The sequence below is a fragment of the Moraxella sp. K23 genome, from assembly GCF_041154765.1.
GTDB classification, from domain to species: Bacteria; Pseudomonadota; Gammaproteobacteria; order Pseudomonadales; family Moraxellaceae; genus Faucicola; species Faucicola tetraodonis.
This window is the reverse complement of record NZ_AP031595.1, coordinates 1283812-1301165: the sequence shown is the minus strand read 5'-3', so window position 1 is coordinate 1301165 and position 17354 is coordinate 1283812. Positions and strand designations below refer to the sequence as shown.

Genomic DNA, 17354 nt, shown 5'->3' with positions numbered 1-17354 from the left:
AGCCGATGAAAAATTAAAAAGTTGATTTGGTAAAAACAGCAAAACCTAGTAAAATAGTCAGATTAAATTATTTTCAAAGTGACGTCTATGCCAAGCCAACCGCAAGTTTTTAATCCCCAGTCTACCAATAAACCTGCCACCCATCATCAAGCCAACCACAACGAAAACCGTACTGTAGGTCAAAGCGCCAGCCAAACGGCGCACCAACTGGCTCAAGATATCGCAACGACAAAAGCGCCTAAGATTGGTTTTGTGTCGCTTGGCTGCCCCAAAGCCTTGGTGGATAGCGAGCGCATTATCACCGAGCTTAGCCGTGATGGCTACCAAGTCGCCAGTGACTATGATGGCGCAGATTTGGTGGTGGTCAATACTTGCGGCTTTATCGAATCTGCGGTGCAAGAATCGCTTGATGCCATTGGTGAGGCGATTACCAAAAACGGCAAGGTGATTGTCACCGGCTGCCTTGGCAAAGATGCCGAAAAAATCAAAACCATGCACCCAGCCGTGCTTGCGGTGACTGGCGCACATGCCTATGAAGAAGTCGTCAATGCCGTGTCGCATTATGTGCCAAAACCTGCACCATCAAAAACTTACGACCCAAAAATCGACCTAATCAATGATGCGGGCATTAAGCTTACGCCAAAACATTATGCTTATGTCAAAATATCCGAAGGCTGTAACCACCGTTGCACATTTTGTATCATCCCAAGCTTTCGTGGTGACCTCGTTAGTCGCCCGATTGACAGTATCATGACTGAAGCGGCTGCGCTCAAAAACGCAGGCGTCAAAGAGCTTTTAATCATCTCGCAAGATACCTCAGCCTATGGCGTTGACCTAAAGTACAAAACCAGTTTTTGGAATGGCATGCCCATCAAATCCAAATTTTACGATATGTGCGAGGCACTCAATCGACTGGGGATTTGGGTGCGTTTGCATTACATCTATCCTTACCCGCATGTCGATGCTGTGGTGAAACTGATGAGTGAAGACAAGCTACTGCCATACCTTGATATCCCATTCCAACATGCCAGCCCCAATGTGCTCAAAGCCATGAAGCGCCCTGCGCATAGCGAAAACGTACTGGCGCGTATCAAAACTTGGCGCTCGATTTGCCCCGATATTGTCATTCGCTCTACCTTCGTGGTGGGTTTCCCTGGGGAGACAGAGGAAGATTTTGAATATTTGCTTGACTGGCTCAAAGAGGCGCGATTAGACAGAGTGGGGGCGTTTACCTATTCAGAAATAGAAGGCGCGGCGGCAAACGATTTGCCAAACCCTGTGCCAGAAGCTATCAAACAACAACGCTATGAACGACTGATGGCGCTACAGCAACAAATCAGTGCCGAAAAACTGGCTGAGAAAGTCGGTAAAACCTTAAAAGTGCTGGTGGATGAGATTGATGAAGAAGAAAATATCGCCATTTGCCGTAGCTATGCTGATGCGCCAGAAATTGACGGTCACGTGTATGTAGATAATATTGATGCATCAGTTAAAGTCGGTGAATTTTTGACCGTCACCATTGATGAAGCAAACGAGTACGACCTTTTTGCCAGTTTCACAGCTTAACTCTTATAAGGATAAAAATTGTCATGTCTCAAACAATGTTAGCGTATGGTTTTTTAGCAATTGCGATTGTCAGTGAAGTGACTGGTGCAACTTTTTTGGCAAAATCAGAGGGGTTTAGCAAACCCTTGCCCACTATTATCACCATGATTTGTTTTGGCATTGCTTTTTATCTTCTTTCACAAGTCATAAAAACCATACCACTGGGGATTGCTTATGCCATTTGGTCAGGGGTGGGTATTGTGTTAACTGCTATCATTGGTTACTTTATTTTGGGTAATAAACTGGATTTACCCGCCATCGCAGGTATGAGCCTAATTGTATTGGGTGTGATTGTGATTAATCTGTTTTCTCATTCAGCCACGCATTAGTCACGTTTTAATAATCCACACATTAGGGCGTGTCCCTAATTCGGAACAAAGTATTTTTAATGGCCTAAAAATGCCTAAATCTGGCAAAACTGCGTTAAATTGTTTGACAATATTCCAATATTATCTGCACAATTTGCCTTGTTTTGCTGGCGATTTAGTCTATTTTTAGCCTCATTATCCAAATAGGGACACGCCCTAATATAGTACCTTAACAGTTTAATGGCTAAAGCTGACTGAATTTTCAAGGTTAGAATAAGGTAAAAATTAAAATGACTGTTGAAATTATCTTTACACTATCTAAAAACCGTTAATTTTGTTAAAATTTCGCCATTTGCATTATTTGTTATCCAACAGCCAACAAGAGGTCAACCATGTCTGATAAAGCTCCCCGTTACCAACGTATTTTGCTCAAACTCTCTGGCGAGGCCCTGGCAGGCAAAAATGATATGGGGATTGATTCAGGCGTATTAGACAATATGAGTCTTGCGATTGCCCACTTGGTAGGATTGGGTGTGCAAGTGGGTATCGTGGTCGGTGGTGGCAATTTGTATCGTGGCGCTGCGCTACAAAAACAAGGCTTGGTGGGCCGTGTCACAGGCGACCAAATGGGTATGCTTGCGACCGTGATGAATGGCTTGGCGATGCGTGACGCCCTAGAGCGCCGTAATATCAAATGCCGTTTGATGTCAGCCTTGCCAATTGGTGAAGTGACTGAAAACTACAGCAGCCGCAATGCCATTCGCTATTTAAAAAACAATGAAGTGTGTGTGTTTGTCGCAGGTACCGGCAATCCGTTTTTTACCACGGATACCGCAGCATGTTTACGTGGCATCGAGATTGAAGCCAATTTAATCCTAAAAGCCACCAAAGTCGATGGCGTGTATAACAAAGATCCAAATAACCATGACGATGCCGTCAAATACGACGAACTCACCTTTGACCAAGTGCTAGATCAAAAATTGGGGGTGATGGATTTGACTGCGATTGCGTTGCTGCGTGAGCATAACGTACCGCTGCAAGTATTTGATATGGCAAAACCCAACGCGCTGCTTCATGTGGTGATGGGCGAGGCAGAAGGCACCAAAGTTATCAATTACTAATTTCTAAATTTGACATACAGAGTTTTAAAAGGATGCAACATGATTAACGATATTAAAAAACAAGGTGAAGACAAAATGAAAAAGGCGATTGAAGCCTTGGAAAATGCCTTTAGTAAATTACGTACAGGGCGCGCCCATCCTGGTATTTTACAGGGTGTGATGGTGTCTTACTATGGCTCTGAGATGCCACTTAATCAAGTGGCGAGCATCAACGTTGAAGACTCGCGTACCCTGTTAGTGCAGCCTTTTGACCGTAGCATGGTGCAGGCAGTGGACAAAGCAATCCGTGAATCAGATTTGGGTCTCAACCCAATGAGCGCAGAAGTGATTCGGGTACCACTACCCGCATTGACAGAAGAAACCCGTAAAGATATGCAAAAGTTGGCACGTCATGAAGCCGAAGAGCGCCGTGTATCTGTGCGTAATGCCCGCCGTGATGCCAACAATGCCTTAAAAGCCTTGGTAAAAGACAAGCAAATCTCAGAAGACGATGAACGCCGCGCCAATGACGACATCCAAAAAATGACCGATAAATACATTGATAGCATTGATAAAATGCTCTCTAGCAAAGAAGCAGAGTTAATGGCCGTTTAATCGTTATTTATCCAATAAAAGAACCAATTCATAAGAAGTAGGTCATGGTTGAGTCAAAGGCAGCAATGCCACAACATATTGCCATCATTATGGATGGCAATAACCGTTATGCCAAAGCACATGGGCTACCAACCGGTGGCGGGCATATTGCCGGCAAAGATAATTTAGACCCTTTGGTTGAGCATTGCATGGATATTGGTATACGTGCGTTGACGGTATTTGCTTTTTCTAGCGAAAATTGGCAGCGCCCAGCCAATGAAGTGGCGCTATTAATGAAGCTGCTTGAGCAAACCGTCCATGACCAATTACCGCGGATGCTGCGTCATCAAATTTCTTTGCGCTTTATCGGCGATAGGGATGCCTTGACGCCGCATTTACGCGCGATTATGCAAGATGCAGAAGAGCAAACTGCCCATTTCACTAAGATGAGTTTGGTGATTGCCATCAGCTACGGCGGTCAATGGGACATCGTCAATGCCTGCCGCCAAGTTGCCAAGCAAGTGGAACAAGGCGCGCTTACTGCCGATGCCATTACCCAAGACGATTTTGCACGCCACCTGTCACTATCGGATTTACCAGCCGTTGATATGTTAATCCGTACAGGGGGTGATTACCGCATTTCTAATTTTTTACTTTGGCAATGTGCGTATGCTGAGTTATTTTTTACCGAAACGCTTTGGCCAGATTTCAAGGCGGCTGAATTAGACCAAATGATTGATGTTTTCATGGGTCGTGAGCGTCGATTTGGTAAGACCAGCGAGCAATTATTAGGTTTGGGCTTTTAGTTAATCAATAGGAATTGTCATGTGGGAACGCATTAGAACCGCCATTATTTTGTTAGTGATTGTTGGCGTTGCGATGTTTGCTACCCGCGAGCCTATTTTGATGTTGCCGCTATTGTTAGTCGGTGCAGGTTTTGGGGCTTTTGAGTGGTCAAAGCTCATGCCGTCACTTGAACGAAATCCCGACAGTTATGTACCGCCTACCACCCAAATGCCGACCAAACCTGCCAAACCAATTGATTATATGTATACCCTTGTGATGCTAGGGATTGTCAGTCTGTTACTGGTGATGGCAAAGCTGACTGGCAGCATAGCCTCTTGGGTATTTTTTTGGATGGTTGCGGCGCTGATTTGGTCGGTAGCGATTGGCTGGATTCGCCATTATCCCAACAATACGCAAGCTTGGTATGGTAAGCATTTGTACATCATCGGTATGATTATACTGTCATCCGCCATTACTGCGATGTATTATCTGTGGTCACTTTCAGCTTGGTGGCTGCTATATGTGTTTGTATTGGTGTGGTGCGCGGATAGCGGCGCTTATTTTGTCGGACGAAAAATTGGTAGACGCAAGATGTCCCCACACGTCTCACCCAATAAAAGTGTGGAAGGCTTATTAGGTGGACTTGCTACAGGCACGCTTGTGGTGATTGGCGTCTCTTTTGGGTTGTTAAACGATTGGTCGATGCTGGCCATTGGCGTGTTTTTGCTCTTATCGCTGATCACTATCATCATGTCCGTGTTCGGTGATTTATTTGAAAGTATGCTAAAGCGCCATGCAGGCGTCAAAGATGCCGGGGCATTGTTGCCAGGACATGGGGGCATTCTTGATCGTATTGATTCGCAGCTTTCAGCCGTGCCAATTTTTGCGTTGGGGTTTTGGGCGATGAAATTTTACGGCTTAATTTAATGCTACATTGCGTTTATTTTTCAAAAATTTTCACATCTGCTTAATATTAATTTGTTCAATTCCAATCTAGCCAATATCAATTTGTTTAATTCACTAATCAATGCAAGCTTGTGTTTCATCCAATCTTTTTTGCGCAACTGCTTGTTGATTGATGCTTAAAAATCTTCTCGCGTGTTAATATGCTTATCACAGTGGCAATTTGCCGCTGTAAACGTAAAATGTTAGGTTTAACCGCCGTCTGCCCCAACTTACTAGGTCATTGTAATGCTATCTTCAACTCACACTATACCGCAAAAAAACATTGCTATTATGGGCACAACTGGCTCTATCGGCGATAGTACACTATCGGTCGTCAGTCAGCATCCTGATTTGTATAACGTGGTCGGGGTGACAGGGTTTTCGCGGCTGGATAAACTGTTGAGTATTTGTCAGCAATTTAAGCCAACTTATGTTTGTGTTGCCAAAGAAAAGGAAGCAACATTTGCGCAGATGCTCAGCGAGGCTCATCTAAACTGCAAGATTTTGATTGGTGAACAAGGTCTGGTTGAGCTTGCCACGCTAGCAGAAGTGGACATGGTGGTTGCGGCCATCGTCGGCGCTGCAGGCTTGCCGTCAACACTGGCAGCGGCTAACGCGGGCAAAACGATTTTGCTCGCCAATAAAGAAGCATTAGTGATGGCAGGTGAGCTGATGATTAAAGCCGTCAAGCAGTCAAATGCCAAATTGCTGCCAATTGATAGTGAGCACAATGCCATTTTTCAATGTTTGCCTACTGCAGTACAACAACAACGCAATGCCATTCATGATGATAACCATGGTATTAAAAAGCTTTGGTTAACCGCCTCAGGTGGGCCATTTTTACACAAAACACTTGACGATATGAAAGGCGCCAGCGTCGCAGAAGCCGTCAAGCACCCGAACTGGTCCATGGGGCAAAAAATATCAGTAGATAGTGCCACCATGATGAATAAAGGCTTGGAGCTGATTGAAGCGAGTTTTTTATTTGATATGCCCGTCTCTGACATTGAAGTGGTCATTCATCCGCAAAGTATCGTGCACTCTATGGTTGAATACAACGATGGTAGTTTTTTAGCGCAGCTAGGCAGTCCTGATATGCGTACCCCCATTGCCCATGCTATGGCATACCCCAATCGTATCAGCAGTGGGGTGGAACGATTAGATATTTTTAAGTTAAGTAATTTAAATTTTGTCCGACCTGATTTTGAAAAGTTTAAATGCCTAGGGTTGGCTTATCAAGCCATGCAACAAGGTAGCTATGCGTGTATCGCCTTGAATGCCAGTAATGAGATAGCCGTTCAAGCGTTTTTGGACGGTGACATCCGTTTAACCGATATTGCTGATATCAATGAAAAAGTACTATTGCAAGCCGAAAAACAGCCGATTGGGTCATTGCAAGCAATTTTGGCGGTCGATAAACTAAGCCGTGAACAAGCACACCAATGTATTGCCGATTTAAACGCTTAAATAATGCTTAAAAAAAGCTTAAAAATAGTTGGCAACACTGGTTGATAATCGTTAAAAATGACTACATAACTTATTAATATACCGATAGTTAAATTATTTTTAGCCTGTGATTTTGTCAAAAGGATACCCATGAATTTCATCTTGACCGTTTTAGCTGCGATTGTGGTACTAGGACCTTTGGTTGCGCTACATGAGTGGGGGCATTACATTGTTGCTCGGCTATGCGGTGTCAAGGTATTGACCTATTCAATTGGGTTTGGTCCAAAGCTGCTAAGCTGGACAAGTAAAAAAACTGGGATTAATTACGCTGTCTCTGCGATTCCGCTTGGCGGCTATGTCAAAATGCTCGATGAGCGAGAAGGCAAAGTTAACCCGGCCGAACGTCATTTAGCCTTTAATACCCAACAACCTTGGAAAAAAATCGCCATCGTCGCAGCAGGTCCGGTGATGAACTTACTAATTGCGATTTTTTTGTATTGGCTGCTATTTATCACACCAACCCAAGTATTGGCTACCAAAGTCGGCAGTATTTTGCCCAATTCACCTGTCAGTCAAACCAGTCTCACAGTTGGTGACGAAATTGTTGCGGTCGATAATAAACCCATTCAAAGTTGGCAGGATATTAACTATGCGTTAGCCGATCGCATGGGCGAGTCGGGACAAGTTAATTTAACAGTGAATGGCGCGCAAGGTCCAACCAATGTTGCCGTGCCGATACAGCGCTTTATGAAAGTAGAAGCGGGTAAAGCAACCAACCCCATTGATAGTCTAGGCGCGATTCCGTGGCAACCAAAAATTCCTGCGGTGGTCGGTGAAATTGTCCCAAATAGCGCTGCCGCGCGTCAAGGTCTGCAAGTCGGTGATACCATCACCCGTGTCAACGGTCAACCGGTGAGCGATTGGCTGGCGTTTTCACAAGTTGTCAAATCAAGCCCCGAGCAGTTATTAACCCTTGAAGTACAGCGCCAAGGCAAAATTACTACCTTACAAGTCATGCCACAAGCAAAAAAAGATGCTATGGGCAATCGATTTGGACAAATTGGCGCAGCGGCGGCGGCATCTAAGGTTACGCCGCCACCTGAGTATATTAAAACCATTCAATATACGCCCATCCAAGCGGTGGAAAAATCCGTGCATCAAACTGTCGATTTAAGTGCCATGACCCTCAAATCAATGGGTAAAATGTTGACCGGCACCATTGGGGTTGAAAACCTATCAGGTCCCATTACCATTGCCAAAGTCGCCAATCAAAGCTTTAGCATCGGTTGGGAAGCGGTATTGTCATTTATGGCGATTATCAGTTTAAGCCTTGCTGTGCTCAATTTATTACCCGTACCTGTGCTTGATGGCGGGCATATTGTTATGTATGCCTATGAGGCTATTTTTGGTAAACCCATGCCCGAAAAAGTACAAATGATGGGAATGAATATTGGTTTAGTTTTGCTTGCAGGTTTCATGCTGTTGGCGATTGGTAACGATATCTCACGCTTGTTTTAATCGACCCAAATTTGACTAAAATATTGATTTGTAGTTTTGTTTTTTCGCTAGACTTTACGCAAAATTTAGCTTACCTTATGCCAGTAAAATTTATTTACGGATCTCTTGTACTTTGATAATACAAGCTACACATCAAAGACAAACTATTACTAGAAGTTTAATTAAGTCACCCTTTTTGATAGCATTTGTCATTTTTAGCTAACTAAACTTAGATTACCAAACCTAGATACAAACCTAGATAAATACCTTTGGATAACTAATTTTGGATACCTAAAAGTGACAGGTTTCATGCATTATCTTTGGGCAGTCGTCAATTCGGAAACAAGTTATATGCGAAATTCAGCGTTATTTTTGGTTGCACCGTTAGCACTCGTTACCTCGTATGCACAAGCGGCAAATTTTACCGTGAGCGATATTCAATTTAATGGATTGACACGGGTATCCGCTGATAACCTCTATCCCGTGCTTGCTGTCAATACCGGTGAAGTAGCAAACGATGCCAATATCGCAGCTAGTATCAAAGCCCTCTATGAAACTGGCAATTTCTCAGACGTTAAAGCATCCCAATCAGGCAATAAATTGGTATTTGATGTGGTAGAGCGCCCAATTATCGCAAGTGTCACTTATGATGGTAATAAACTGATTCCAAAAGAAGCATTGACCGAAGGCCTAAAACGTATTGGCATCGTAGAAGGCAATGTGTTAAAACAGGCGACAGTTGAGCAAGTCCAAAATGAGCTAAAACAGCAATACAATCAGCAAGGTTATTATAATAGCGAAGTTACGGTGACCCAAACGCCTTTAGACAATAACCGCGTTGCGCTTAAATTTAATTTTGTTGAAGGTAAAGCGGCGCGTGTTGTCGATATCAAGGTGATTGGTAACAAACATTTTAGCGACAAAGAAATCAGACAGGCGATGAGCATCAAAGAAAGCTCATGGGTCAATGTGATTAGTAAATCTGACCGCTATGCCAAAGAAAAGCTTGCGGCAAGTTTAGAAAATGTCACCGCCATGTACCAAAATGCGGGCTTCGTCAAATTCACCATCAATGATGCCACCATTAATTTAAGTCCAGAAAAAGACAAAGTGTTTATTGAGATCAATCTTACTGAAGGTGAGCAATATAAATTTGGCAATGTCAACTTTATGGGTACGCCCAACTATGACACCGACAAGCTTCGTAAGCAAGTAGCATTTAAGCCAGGTGAGCGTTATTCACAACGTCAAATGACGACAACTTTACAAAATCTTGGCACACTGTATGGTAACGATGGCTACTATTTTGCCCAAATCCGCCCAGTGCCCCGTATCAATGAGGACACTCGCACGGTAGATGTCGATTTCTTTATTGATCCTGTGCGTCCTGTGTATGTGCGCCGTATCAATTTTACCGGCAATAATAAAACCGCAGATGAAGTATTGCGCCGAGAAATGCGCCAAATGGAAGGCGCATTGGCCGCCAATGAAAAAATCGATTTGTCGCGCACGCGTTTGATGCGTACAGGCTTCTTCAAAACTGTCAACATGGATGTCAAACCTGTCCCCAACACCCCCGATCAGGTAGATATCAATGTCGCAGTAGAGGAGCAGCCATCAGGTACCAGTACCATTGCGGCTGGTTATTCACAAAGTGGTGGTATCACCTTCCAAGCAGGTTTAAGTCAATCTAACTTTTTGGGTACAGGTAATCAGGTCAATATTTCGTTATCGCGTTCTCAGACGTTAGATAGTTATAATTTGGGCTATACCAACCCGTACTTTACGCCAGATGGGATATCGCAAAGTGCCAGTATCTATACACGCAAAACCAAATATGACAGAAAAAACATTTCAAACTATGTAACAGACTCGTATGGTGGCACCTTAGGTTTTAGCTACCCGATTGATGAAAATAAGAGTTTAAGTGCTGGTCTCACACTTGATAGTACCAAAATCAAAGCAGGCGCTTTGTTAGCGGTATCAAACTATCAATACTTAAAAGACGAGGGCAATCTTGAAATAGGTTCAGACTCCGATGGCAATGAATCATTCGAATCAGACCCATTTAATACCGCGAGCCTAAATTTAGGCTGGAATATGAACACGCTTGACCGTGGGCGTTTTCCAACCAACGGTATGTCCCATAACGTCAATTTAGAACTGGCCTTTGGCGATGCCACTTACCAAAAACTGGTCTATCAAGGAAACTACTATCGCCCATTCCTAAAAAATACCGTACTACGCGGTTATACCAAGTTAGGATATGGTAACGATTTACCTTTCTGGAAAAATTTCTTCGCAGGGGGTTATGGCTCAGTGCGTGGTTATGAGAATGCCACTTTAGGTCCTACCAGTAATCGTTATTACCCAGTGAAGAATTATAGTGGGGTCGATAATTACCCAGAAGAGATTGGCGGTAATGCACTCGCGCAAGTGGGTACTGAATTAATCTTGCCGATGCCGTTTAAAGGCGATTGGGCAGACCAAATCCGTCCCGTGTTATTTGTTGAAGGGGCACAAGTGTTTGACACCACCAATAAATATGACCAAAAAATCACAGTGGGTGGCAATACCGTATCGCTATTAAATGAAAAAGACAATAACATGCGTTTTAGCGCGGGTGCAGGCTTCACTTGGATTACCCCAATTGGTCCAATCTCATTAAGCTATGCCGTTCCGCTCAATGATAAAGATAAAGATAAAGTCGACAATGTACAGTTCGAAATTGGACGTACATTCTAAAAGGTCTATGTATATGAAAATAATCACTCAGTTAGCCACAGCAAGTATTTTAAGTGTATTGGCAATGCCAGTGTTTGCCAATACCGTTGCGGTTTGGAATTCCCAAGTTGCCATTAACAATACTAACATCGCCAAAACCAAAATTGGCGTGGTGCAAGCGGCGGTCAAACCAAAGCAGCAGCAGCTTGATAGCTACAAAGCGACCATTGAGCGTTTGCAAAAACAATATGCCACGCAAAACGCTCAGATGACCCAAGCACAAAAGGATGATTTGCGTAAGCAAATTCAAACCAACCTACAAAATTATGAACAGGTTGCCAGTCAAATCCAGTCCATCATTGATGCCAATGAGGCAGAAGTGATGCAGCGAATTGTCCCCAAAATCCAAGCCATTAAAGAAAATATTGTGCGTCAAAAAAATATTGATGTGCTCATTGATAATCGTGATAGAACGGTTAGTTATGTCAAACCTGAATGGGATGTAACGGCAGATTTTACCAAAGCGATTAACGATCAAGTAAAATAATATTTTTTAAGCTCAGAGGTTTTAGCAAAAACGCAATATTCGACTATTGCGTTTTTTATTTTGTGTGTAAAATTAAGGCAAATTTTAAGCAAACGATTGGAGTAATCAAATGGCGTTCACCATCGCACAAATTTTGGATTTTTTAGCTAGTGACGTCATTGACCAAGGGGATGCAAATACCCGCCAAAATTTGCAGAAACAAATTTCCAAAATCGCCGCCCTTGACGATGCCACCGATACCGATATCACGTTTATTGCCAATTCTCTATTTGAATCAAAATTGCAAACCACGGGCGCGGGCGCCGTGCTAGTCCCCGCATCTTTGCAGGAAAAATGCCCAAGCCATAGCGTTGCCATCGTGGTCAAATCACCTTATGCCGCGTATGCCAAACTGACCGCATTGTTTGAACCGACGCAAGCGTATCATCAGACAGTCAACCCTAATTTATCGGATAGTTTGATTCACCCGACTGCCATTTTGGGTAACAATCTGCAGTTGGGCGACAATGTGCGTATTGGGGCGTATAGCCAAATTGGTGATAACTGCGTCATTGGTGATGGCGTCAAGATTGATGCCCAAGTCAATATTCAGCCCAATGTCGTGATTGGCGAAGGTAGCTTAATCGCGCCGCACGTGTACATCGGTCATGATTGTGTATTGGGTAAACATGTCAGCTTGCATAGTCATGCCAGCATTGGCAATGACGGGTTTGGCTTTGCGCCTAAAGGCAGTACAGATGAAGCAGGTTGGCAAAAAATTCACCAATTAGGACGAGTGATACTGGGCGATCATGTCAGCGTAGGCAGCCACACCTGTATCGATCGTGGTGCGCTGAATGATACGGTTATCGGTAATCATGTCATTATCGATAATTTGGTGCAAATTGCCCATAATGTAAAAATTGGTGCTGGCACGGTGATTGCAGCGTGTGTTGGGATTGCTGGCAGTACAGAAATTGGTAAACGCTGCATGATTGGCGGGGCATCAGGTTTTGCAGGTCATATCAAAATTTGTGATGATGTCACGATTACCGGCATGACGATGGTGACCAAATCGATTCACCAACCGGGTGTATATTCTTCAGGCATGCCAGTGATGCCCAATAGCTTATGGAAAAGAGCGTATATTAATTTTAAGCAACTTGGCAAACCAAAAAGTTAATCGTTACCTTTATCCATCAAATAATTTGAGAAAACAACTGTAAACTCAATCTTAAAACCGTTACAATAGCTATTTCTCACAAATCTATTTTTTTGATAAAGATGATTTAAAAGTATAAAGGATATATCCATGGATTTTGATAAGTTGATTGATGAAGACATCGCTGGCCTTGCACAGATTGGGGTGACATTACCTCTCAATGCCGTTGTGTTACGTGATTATCTGCCTCACCGTTATCCTTTTATGCTATTAGACAGAGTCACTGCGGTAAAACCCAATGAGTGGATTACCGGTCTTAAGAACATCACCATTAACGAGCCTTTTTTTAACGGTCATTTCCCTGAAGAGCCTATCATGCCAGGCGTCTTAATGATTGAAGCCATGGCGCAGGTAGCGGGTGTACTGGGTTTTATCAGCAAAAATGTCAAACCACGAGATGGCTATATTTATCTGTTCGCTGGGGTCGATAAAGTGCGTTTTAAACGTCAAGTCATCCCCGGTGATCAGCTCATTTTACGTGCCGAAAAAACCATGGAGCGTCACAGTATCTATAAATTTAGTTGCACAGCTTGCGTGGGCAATGAGTTGGCAGCCAGTGCAGAAATCACCATTGCAGAGCAGCGTACCCAATATCACCAGACATGACTTTAACATCATTTTTACATGACTTGAATAAGGCGCATTTTGAGTAAGCTATAACGATAAAATCTGTTTAAGTTAAGCAAAATCCTTGATAAAAATGGCATACTTTAGTAAAAATGCTATAATGTCGTTTTTATTTTAACCTGCTGTTTATAGTTAGCTTTGCCTATGGGTTCAGCTAAATCTATATATTTAGTTATTTTTGATGTATTTAGTTCTTCTTGAATAGCAGGCTGGTATAAGGATTTTTCATGACGATTCACCCAACGGCGATTATTGATGCCACTGCAACGATACACCCGTCGGTCAAGATAGGGCCGTATTGTATTATTGGTGAACATGTCACAATTGGGGCACAGACCGTGCTTCACCCCCATGTCGTCATTAGCAAGTTTACCCGTATCGGTGAGCGTAACCAGATTTTTCAATTCGCTAGCATCGGCGAAGATTGCCAAGATCTCAAATACCAAGGCGAGGAGACGTGGCTAGAAATTGGCGATGACAATCGCATTCGCGAAGCCTGTAGCATTCATCGCGGCACGGTACAAGATAAAGGCATCACACGCGTTGGTAGCCGTAATCTGTTTATGGTCAATACCCATATTGCGCATGATTGCGTGATTGGGAGCGACAACATTGTGGCTAATAATGTGGGGATTGCAGGGCATGTCCGCATCGGTAACCATGTGATTGTCGGTGGTAATTCAGGTATTCACCAATTTTGTAGAATTGATGATTATAGTTTGATTGGTGGTGCAAGCTTGATTTTAAAAGATGTTGCGGCTTTTAACATGGTATCGGGCAACCCTGCCAAAAGCCATGGTCTTAATATCGAAGGCATGCGCCGCAAAGGTTGGTCAAAGCAAACCATCGATTATCTGCGCCAAGCTTATCGGGTGATTTTTCGTTCAGGACTGACCAAGGAAGAAGCCATTGTAGCAGTGACCGAGCAGCTATTACCCCAAGAACCTTTGGTACAATTGCTATTGGATTCCCTGATTCATAGTGAACGTGGTTTAGTCAGATAACGTGGTAAGATAAGGTTGTAAGAAAGGATAGCGTTGCTATTTAGCGTATTTTAGCGTATCAACAGCAGCATCTGAAAAGTAAAAAAGAGCCAAATCGGCTCTTTTTTTATGTGTTTTTAGGTGGTTTTTAGGTCAAATGCAAATCAGGTTTTGGTAAGTTTTGCTGCTGATAAAAAGTATCGACAAACGCATCAAACTTATCATCTTGAATGGACTGACGGATATCTGCCATCAAGCGCTGATAGTAACGCAAATTGTGTATAGTACCCAACTGTGCCGATAGCATTTCATTGCACTTGAACAAATGATGCAAATAGGCGCGGCTGAAATTCTGACAAGTATAACAATCACATTCGCTATCAAGCGGACTTTGGTCAAAACGGTGCACCGCATTTTTAATTTTAACGGCGCCAAAAGTGGTGAAATAATGACCATTTCGCGCATTACGGGTTGGCATCACGCAATCAAACATATCAACACCGCGGCGTACCGCTTCCACGATATCTTCAGGCTTACCCACACCCATCAAGTATCTGGGCTTGTCGGCTGGCATATCATCGGGTAAGTAATCAAGCACCGCCATCATTTCTTCTTTTGGCTCACCGACTGACAGCCCGCCAATGGCATAGCCATCAAAGCCAATAGCGAGCAACCCTTCTAGGGACTTTTCGCGAAGGTTGCGATACATACTGCCTTGGATAATACCAAACAAAGCATTCTTGTTACCCAGTTTTTCATGCGCATTTTTACAGCGCTCGCCCCAACGCAGCGATAGTTCAAGCGATGTATCCGCTTCGCTAGGCGTTGCAGGATAGGGCGTACACTCATCAAACTGCATGACGATGTCTGAGTTGAGTGAATATTGAATTTGCATCGATATTTCGGGGGATAAAAACACCTTTGCGCCATCAATCGGCGAGCGAAAATGCACACCTTCCTCTTTGATTTTACGCATTGCGCCAAGGCTAAAGACTTGAAAACCGCCGGAATCAGTTAAAATCGGCTTGTTCCAACCGATAAAGTCATGTAAGCCGCCAAATTTGTCAATGACATCGGTCGTTGGGCGCAGCCACAAATGAAAGGTATTGCCTAAGATGATTTCGGCGCCGATTTCGTGGATATCCCGCGGCAGCATGCCTTTGACGGTGCCATAAGTACCGACAGGCATAAAGGCAGGGGTTTGCACATCGCCATGAGCGAGATGAACCGTACCACGGCGAGCACGGCTCTCGCCTGTAGCGTTTTTATGTAAGGTGAATTGCATATTTTGCTTTAGTAAGTTTTGCTAAAAGGCGGTATTATACCATTAACTTACGTGGCTGAAAATGCTATTAATTTTTAGTTTTTTTAATATCAATGGTAATAAAAAATAACAGGTAAGACAAAACACAAAGCGTGCTAACCGCATAAATAATCACCACCCAAAGCGATTGCTTTTTTCTGTGTTCAATATGCTTGACTGCATCGGCATAATCATAAATTACTTTGCCATCGATTGAAAGTTCGTATAAAAGACGTGTGGCATCGACTTGCGATGTTTTTTGTAATGATGCCCAATCAAGGCTAACTGTTTGATTTTCTAAAGGTAAATAGTTATGCAAACAATCTTGAATATAAGGTGTGAATGGACATTGATAAAATCGTAAAGTATTTTCTGATACCACCGCCATATTTGGCAAATAGATAAGTTTGCTGTTGATTTGTTGATAAGGGGTGAATTTAGCCGTACCTTGCGAGTGAAAAAGTTCAGTTTTAGCAGGAATTGGATAGTTTAAAATCATAACTGCAGATTTAAGCGTACTAAAAAAAGCAATGCTAACTGCTAACCACAAACCAACGATTAGGTATAAAGACAATGCAGTCATTTTATTAACAAGCTGAGAAATTACTAACATCATTCTACTTTATCTAACAACATGGCATCACCGTAACTAAAGAAACGATAGCGTTGCTCGATGGCGTGCTGATAAGCCTGTTTGATAGGCTCACTGCCTGCAAACGCTGACACAAGCATCAACAGCGTGGATTTTGGCAAATGAAAATTGGTGATGAGCTTATCAATCACCCCAAACCTAAATGATGGATAAATAAAAATATCGGTGTCACCTGACCAAGCCGATAGCATCGGGTTTTCAAAACTGGCGGTTTTTTGAAACGCCGTTTCTAATACCCGTGTCACAGTGGTACCGACCGCAATCACTTGCCCGCCACGGGCTTTGGTTTGGTTAATCAAATCGGCAGTCGCTTGGGGCAACTCGGCATATTCTGAGTGCATTTTATGGCGCAAAATATCCTCTGTCTTGACAGGGGCAAATGTGCCTGCACCGACATGCAAGGTGACAAAGGCGGTATTGATGCCCTTGGACTTGAAGGCAGCCAATACGTTATCATCAAAATGCAGGCTTGCGGTCGGTGCGGCTACGCTGGCAAGTTTGGTTGGGTCATGAAATACCGTTTGATAACGGGTTTCGTCATTGTCATCGGCATGGCGCTCAAAATAGGGCGGAATCGGTAGTTCGCCATAGTGCTCAAGCACAGGCAATATCGGTTGGTCAAACGCTAGCAAAAATAAATTGTCCTCACGCCCCATTACTGTGGCATGAATGTTACCATCGGCAAGGCTCAACGTTTGCCCTTCTTTTGGGCTGCGGCTGGCGCGTACATGGCACAAAGCGGTGTGCTTTTGGTTGCTACTAGCATCATCGGGCAAAATACGCTCGACCAATACTTCGACCGCGCCGCCACTGGCTTTTTGCCCAAACAGCCTTGCTTTCATGACCTTGGTGTCATTAAACACCACCAAGTCACCACTATTTAATAGCTCGGGCAAATCCACAAATTGTTGGTCTTTGGGTTGACCATGGGCAGGCAAATACAGCAGTCGAGAGGCAGAGCGCACCGCTAACGGATAGCGGGCAATGAGTTCATCGGGCAGTTGATAATCAAAATCATCTAAAGTTAAAGGCATTT

At 43.5% G+C, this 17354-nt stretch carries 16 protein-coding genes; 13 read left to right on the top strand and 3 right to left on the bottom strand.

Translation table 11 applies throughout. The features are described 5' to 3' along the window. Positions 1-87 precede the first annotated feature (87 nt). The 13 genes from rimO to lpxA all read left to right on the top strand — a co-directional run bounded on the left by rimO (position 88) and on the right by lpxA (position 14384). Positions 88-1566 carry a 30S ribosomal protein S12 methylthiotransferase RimO gene (rimO, locus tag ACAM37_RS05665; protein ID WP_309596435.1) on the top strand — a complete coding sequence of 493 codons (1479 nt, stop codon included), beginning with the start codon at positions 88-90 and terminating at the stop codon, positions 1564-1566. Between the two features lie 23 nt (positions 1567-1589). Then, positions 1590-1934 carry a DMT family transporter gene (locus ACAM37_RS05660; protein ID WP_309593359.1) on the top strand — a complete coding sequence of 115 codons (345 nt, stop codon included), beginning with the start codon at positions 1590-1592 and terminating at the stop codon, positions 1932-1934. Between the two features lie 371 nt (positions 1935-2305). Then, a complete protein-coding gene (pyrH, locus tag ACAM37_RS05655) occupies positions 2306-3034 on the top strand; it encodes a UMP kinase (RefSeq protein WP_095355537.1) in 729 nt (242 codons plus the stop codon). Between the two features lie 39 nt (positions 3035-3073). Further along, a complete protein-coding gene (gene frr / locus ACAM37_RS05650; protein ID WP_007116803.1) occupies positions 3074-3628 on the top strand; it encodes a ribosome recycling factor in 555 nt (184 codons plus the stop codon). Between the two features lie 44 nt (positions 3629-3672). Further along, entirely contained in the window at positions 3673-4413 is a 741-nt protein-coding gene (gene uppS / locus ACAM37_RS05645) for a polyprenyl diphosphate synthase (RefSeq protein ID WP_239742110.1), read from the top strand. 19 nt (positions 4414-4432) lie between these two features. Next, positions 4433-5320, top strand: a complete 888-nt coding sequence (locus ACAM37_RS05640; protein ID WP_369625686.1) for a phosphatidate cytidylyltransferase — start codon at positions 4433-4435, stop codon at positions 5318-5320. A 264-nt stretch (positions 5321-5584) separates the two neighbouring features. Beyond that, positions 5585-6805 carry a 1-deoxy-D-xylulose-5-phosphate reductoisomerase gene (ispC, locus tag ACAM37_RS05635; protein WP_369625685.1) on the top strand — a complete coding sequence of 407 codons (1221 nt, stop codon included), beginning with the start codon at positions 5585-5587 and terminating at the stop codon, positions 6803-6805. Between the two features lie 129 nt (positions 6806-6934). Next, positions 6935-8302, top strand: coding sequence for an RIP metalloprotease RseP (rseP, locus tag ACAM37_RS05630; RefSeq protein WP_369625684.1), 1368 nt, complete (start codon positions 6935-6937; stop codon positions 8300-8302). Between the two features lie 330 nt (positions 8303-8632). Beyond that, a complete protein-coding gene (gene bamA, locus ACAM37_RS05625; RefSeq protein WP_369625683.1) occupies positions 8633-11026 on the top strand; it encodes an outer membrane protein assembly factor BamA in 2394 nt (797 codons plus the stop codon). A gap of 13 nt (positions 11027-11039) precedes the next feature. Further along, positions 11040-11552 carry an OmpH/Skp family outer membrane protein gene (locus ACAM37_RS05620; RefSeq protein WP_197931422.1) on the top strand — a complete coding sequence of 171 codons (513 nt, stop codon included), beginning with the start codon at positions 11040-11042 and terminating at the stop codon, positions 11550-11552. A 109-nt stretch (positions 11553-11661) separates the two neighbouring features. Next, positions 11662-12714 carry a UDP-3-O-(3-hydroxymyristoyl)glucosamine N-acyltransferase gene (lpxD, locus tag ACAM37_RS05615; RefSeq protein WP_369625682.1) on the top strand — a complete coding sequence of 351 codons (1053 nt, stop codon included), beginning with the start codon at positions 11662-11664 and terminating at the stop codon, positions 12712-12714. A 129-nt stretch (positions 12715-12843) separates the two neighbouring features. Beyond that, complete coding sequence (gene fabZ / locus ACAM37_RS05610; protein ID WP_369625681.1) at positions 12844-13359, top strand: 3-hydroxyacyl-ACP dehydratase FabZ; 516 nt, start codon at positions 12844-12846, stop codon at positions 13357-13359. A 248-nt stretch (positions 13360-13607) separates the two neighbouring features. Beyond that, positions 13608-14384 (top strand): acyl-ACP--UDP-N-acetylglucosamine O-acyltransferase, encoded by a 777-nt coding sequence (gene lpxA, locus ACAM37_RS05605; protein WP_050324348.1) that lies wholly within the window; start codon positions 13608-13610, stop codon positions 14382-14384. A gap of 127 nt (positions 14385-14511) precedes the next feature. On the opposite strand, the gene tgt is transcribed toward lpxA, so the two are convergent. The 3 genes from tgt to queA all read right to left on the bottom strand — a co-directional run bounded on the left by tgt (position 14512) and on the right by queA (position 17352). Next, positions 14512-15648 carry a tRNA guanosine(34) transglycosylase Tgt gene (gene tgt, locus ACAM37_RS05600; RefSeq protein ID WP_369625680.1) on the bottom strand — a complete coding sequence of 379 codons (1137 nt, stop codon included), beginning with the start codon at positions 15646-15648 and terminating at the stop codon, positions 14512-14514. Between the two features lie 67 nt (positions 15649-15715). Beyond that, positions 15716-16282, bottom strand: coding sequence for a hypothetical protein (locus ACAM37_RS05595; protein ID WP_369625679.1), 567 nt, complete (start codon positions 16280-16282; stop codon positions 15716-15718). Beyond that, on the bottom strand, positions 16279-17352 hold the full coding sequence (gene queA / locus ACAM37_RS05590) for a tRNA preQ1(34) S-adenosylmethionine ribosyltransferase-isomerase QueA (protein WP_369625678.1): 1074 nt from the start codon (positions 17350-17352) through the stop codon (positions 16279-16281). Before queA ends, ACAM37_RS05595 begins: the two co-directional genes overlap by 4 nt. Between the last annotated feature and the right edge of the window lie 2 nt (positions 17353-17354).